Raw genomic sequence first — 2,259 nt, forward strand, 5'->3', positions numbered from 1 at the left:
GGCTGGCGTGGATCCAGGCGCGCCGCAAGCGCGCCGAGCCGCCAGCCTATACGCCCAGCGTGTCGGTGATCATCCCCGCCTTCAACGAGGAGCGGGTGATCGTCGCCTCGGTCACGCGGGTATTGGCCAGCGACTATCCGGCGTTGCAGGTGATCGTCGCCGACGACGGATCGAGCGATGCCACCAGCGAGCTCGTCGCCGCCGCGTTCGACGGCGATCCGCGCGTCGAATTGCTGACGCTGGCCAACGGCGGCAAGGCGGCGGCGCTCAACCGCGCGCTGCAGCAGGCGCGCGGCGACGTCGTCATCGCGCTGGACGCCGATACGCAGTTCGAACCCGCCACGATCCGCCGGCTGGCACGATGGTTCGCCGACCCGCGGATCGGCGCGGTGGCGGGCGATGCCCGCGTCGGCAACCGCGTGAACCTGGTCACCCGCTGGCAGGCGATCGAATATATCACCGCGCAGAACCTGGAACGCCGCGCGCTGGCCGGCTTCGATGCGATGACGGTGGTGCCCGGCGCGGTCGGCGCATGGCGGCGCGCGGCGCTGGACGAGGTCGGCGGCTATCCCGAGGATACGCTGGCCGAGGATCAGGACATGACGATCGCGATCCAGCGCGCGGGCTGGCGTGTCACCTACGATCCGGCGGCGGTCGCCTGGACCGAGGCGCCGGAAAGCTTCCGCGCGCTCGCCCGGCAGCGGTTCCGCTGGGCGTTCGGGACGCTGCAATGCCTGTGGAAGCATCGCGCGGTGCTGTGGCGGCGCAAGCCGTCGGGGCTGGCGCTGGTCGGGATGCCGCAGGCGTGGCTGTTCCAGATCCTGTTCGCGGCGATCTCCCCGCTGATCGACCTGGCGCTGATCCTGTCGATCGTCGGCACGTCGATGCGCGTCGCGCAGCATGGCTGGGCGCAGACCGCCGGCGACGTCGGCACGATGGGCCTCTACTGGGCGGCGTTCACCACGATCGACGTGCTGTGCGGGTGGCTGGCGTACCGGCTGGACGGCAAGAAGCTGCGCTACCCCGCCCATCTGCTGGTCGCGCAGCGGCTGGTCTATCGCCAGATCATGTACGGGGTGGTCATCCGTGCGATTTCCGCGGCGGTGCGCGGGCGGATCGTCGGCTGGGGCAAGCTGGAGCGGTCGGGCCGCGTCGACGGCGGCCCCACCCCCGCAGGCCCGGCCGCAAGCCATTGACCGTGCGCCATTGATCGCCGGGCCGGGTTGCGGCATGGCGAACGGAATGGTTCCCGTTCCGTTCGCCGACCTCTCCTTTGCGGGGCATGCCTGGCACGCCTTGCCCGACGGCGCGCTGTTCTGGCCGGCGCGGCGCGCGTTGCTGGTCGCCGACCTCCATCTGGAAAAGGCCAGCTGGTTCGGGGCGCGCGGGCAGATGCTGCCCCCGTATGATTCGATCGCGACGCTGACCGCGCTCGACGCGCTGGTCCGTGCGACCGACGCGACGGAGGTGTGGTGCCTGGGCGACAGTTTTCACGACAGCGCCGGGTGCGACCGGCTGCCCGCCGCCGCGCGCGCGCTGCTGACCGCGATGACCGCGCGGACGCGCTGGACATGGATCGCCGGCAACCATGACCGCGCGATCGCCGACCGCTGCGGCGGGGCGGTGACGGACGAGGCGTGGGTGGACGGCGTGCTGCTGCGCCACGAAGCCGACCCGGCCGACCCGCGCCCCGAACTGTCGGGGCATTTCCACCCCAAGCTGCGCGTGCGCGTGCGCGGCAAGCTGGTGTCGCGGCGCTGCTTCGTGGCGACGGCGCACAAGCTGATCTTCCCCGCCTTCGGCGCGCTGACCGGGGGACTGGACGTCACCCACCCCGAAATCCTGCGCGCCACCGGCGGCATCGCGGAGGCGCTGATCCCGATCGACAACCGCCTGCTGCGCTTCCCGCTGGCGGCTTAGCGATGACTTAACCATCACGGGTCTAGCCCCGCTTCCAACCGACAGGGGGGTAGGCGATGCAGGGACTGGCACAAGAGGGCGGACGGCCGGACACGGTGGACGGCGCCGCGCCCACGATCGAGTTCACGATCCTGATCCCGTGCCTCAACGAAGCCGAGACGATTGCGACCTGCGTCCGCAAGGCGGTCGGCTATTTCGAACGTGCCGGCATCGTGGGCGAGGTGCTGGTGTCCGACAACGGCAGTACCGACGGGTCGATCGCGATCGCGCAGGCGGCGGGCGCGCGCGTCGTTCATGCGCCGATCGCGGGCTATGGCGGGGCATTGGGCTGCGGCATCC

General features: G+C 71.2%; 3 protein-coding genes. All 3 read left to right on the forward strand.

What is annotated here, in order from left to right; translation table 11 throughout:
• A partial coding sequence (locus tag AX685_RS19665) for a glycosyltransferase (protein WP_156445950.1) occupies positions 1 to 1,196 on the forward strand: 1,196 nt, incomplete at its 5' end.
• Positions 1,197 to 1,242: 46 nt separating this feature from the next.
• A complete protein-coding gene (gene pdeM / locus AX685_RS19670) occupies positions 1,243 to 1,920 on the forward strand; it encodes a ligase-associated DNA damage response endonuclease PdeM (RefSeq protein ID WP_066491831.1) in 678 nt (225 codons plus the stop codon).
• 56 nt (positions 1,921 to 1,976) lie between these two features.
• Positions 1,977 to 2,259, forward strand: a 283-nt coding sequence (locus AX685_RS19675; RefSeq protein WP_156445951.1) for a glycosyltransferase, incomplete at its 3' end; no start/stop codon positions are given.

The sequence above is a fragment of the Sphingomonas sp. CCH9-F2 genome (assembly GCF_001556735.1).
Lineage (GTDB): Bacteria > Pseudomonadota > Alphaproteobacteria > Sphingomonadales > Sphingomonadaceae > Sphingomonas > Sphingomonas ginsenosidimutans.

What these genes read in the sequence shown, in the direction of transcription:
- pdeM (WP_066491831.1), top strand. Translation starts at nt 1,243, where the DNA reads ATGGTTCCCGTTCCGTTCGCCGACCTCTCCTTTGCGGGGCATGCCTGG.